We start from the raw sequence: 2,265 nt of genomic DNA on the forward strand, positions 1-2,265 counted from the left end.
AACGGTCTTGTATAACAATCAGTTGCGGATTGGTTAAAAACTAAGATAGCTAAAATTACCGACTTTTATGCTTGCGCGGTTGTGTCCGCAGGACACAAAGCCGCAATTGTTGTTATACGTTGTTGTGCGTAGTGCTTTATTTTTTCTTGCTTGTTATTTCTTCGTATGTTGCCTTTTTAATTTCGTGAAATTTGTTCCAAAGTTTTCTGTATTGTCGAATAATTGTATCGTCCTTATTTATTTCTTTCATCACGTGATTTGCTTTATTCAGATAGCTAATAAAGTTTCCCCAATCATATTGTTTTGAAGGACTGTAACCTGTAGGACTATTTTCATCTGGCAACCATTTCATACGTCTTTGAGAGCCTAAATGTGTAAACCTCTTATATAACCGTGTTTCAAAAAGAGAATCAGATGGTATATGTGCTTTTTTTGCAAAATGTGCTCCACGTCTAAATGAACGTTTCATTGTCCTATAAAATTTAGAAAAACCTGCCGTCTTAACGCGAACTTTTGATCCGTCATACATAAATCCTAAATACTCCAACTGTTTATTAGAATTCAATTTTCCTTTTTTTATTAGACCTCCTTGAAAATTAGAGTTTTTGTCTAATTCATATCTATATACATTTGTCTTTTTGGGTTGAATCTCAAGATTTGCTTCAACTTCAATTTCTTTACGGACTAAATCGTAAAAATATTCTTCGTCCGCTTGGTCGCAGATCACAATTAAATCATCACTATATCTTTGGTAATATGCTTTTTTGGATGTTGTTTCTGAATGAACTCGCTCATCAAAATCCAGCATATAAATATTTGCAAGAGTGGCACTAATTGGCGTACCTTGAGGAATTCCTTGTTTTTCTTTTTTGTTGAGTTTTTGACGAATATCTCTTTTGTAAGGTTTATCTGTTCTAATCAAGTCAGTTGCTTCATCGAAAAATTCATCTTTATCGCAAAACGCTACTACATTTTCGTGTCGCATATTGTAGATTTTACTCACTTTTTTACGTTTAAGAACTTTTTGCGAAGTGTCATTCGGTAGATACCTTTCTATTATGAGTTTATGTTGAAACCTTTTAAATAATTCATTCTCATTAACATATTTGTTGTCTACTAAATTTTTGAATATTGTATAATGGTCATCTGGTAAATTATTAGTATTCAAAACACGTTTCCATTGACTATGTAGAATTCGATGGTCTAAGTTGTCAAAAAATGAAGTTACATCCGCCACAATTATAGATAGCTTTCGATGTTTATTTTTTTCTATAAATTTAAAAGCCTCAAAAGCAAATTCGATATTGGATTTATTTCCATTTTTACCATTACCAATTGGTATTTTTCTGTAAGCTACAGCGACAGAACCATATGACTTGTTTTCTAAATAATCTTCATAAGCTTTCGTTAGAAGATGACTGTAATAGCTATAAATAATCGAATCTAAATGGGATGGAAAATAAATGTGACGCTCTTTTTTATCACTTATTGTTCTTTCTCTTTTACCACTTTCGTTTTTGGGCGCATTTTCAAGAGGTCTGTATTTTCTCTGACTTAAAGTTCTATGTAAAAGTGGTACGAACTTATGATTAGCAATATTCTCAGGATTTTTAATAAAATTTTTTAACCAACTTTTATCCTTCTTTTTAGTAAGTGGTTTTCCTATATGAGGATACTTTTTAAATTTTAACCAATCATCATTCATAGTCATTTTTTGTGTATAAAAAAAGGATTGAGTTTGGTCGTGGCTTACTTATCGGTAGATACAATCCTGAAGTTGCTTTTCGCTTTCGCTATAGGCAACGCCACTCATTGATAGAATAAAGTTTGTATCTTTACTAACACCATCGCTTATGACAGCACCAGCAGAAATAGAAACTAAGACAGTTCATCTCACATTCCTCTCAATGCAACTTGTAATAACATTGATAAAGATTTGCAAGATTGGAATCTCTCTTCACACGTCAGCCAAAGTCTGCGCGTGGAACACTAATGTGTACTTTACATAAAACGTACCTACCAGTCTTGTCCCAAATTCTCAATCCTTGATTATCAATTAGTCACAAATCATTCCATTCTTATTTAAATGACAAAATTAGTTAATAACAAAATTTTATGCCATATTGTCATTCATCATTCCTATAAGTTTAATAATAGTAATTTTTTCCGCATGTCTAGTCCTGAAATATGGCTACAGGTTGAACATGATTTTAAGCAGTTAATTTGTATACCATATTTGGTGTTTTATACTCTAAAGATAAATGT

General features: G+C 31.8%; 1 protein-coding gene. It reads right to left on the reverse strand.

The genetic code is table 11. The features are described from left to right. Window positions 1-136 precede the first annotated feature (136 nt). Complete coding sequence (locus BM201_RS17925; protein WP_175487092.1) at window positions 137-1,705, reverse strand: reverse transcriptase domain-containing protein; 1,569 nt, start codon at window positions 1,703-1,705, stop codon at window positions 137-139. Between the last annotated feature and the right edge of the window lie 560 nt (window positions 1,706-2,265).

It is taken from the genome of Zunongwangia mangrovi (genome assembly GCF_900112105.1).
Taxonomy (GTDB): domain Bacteria; phylum Bacteroidota; class Bacteroidia; order Flavobacteriales; family Flavobacteriaceae; genus Zunongwangia; species Zunongwangia mangrovi.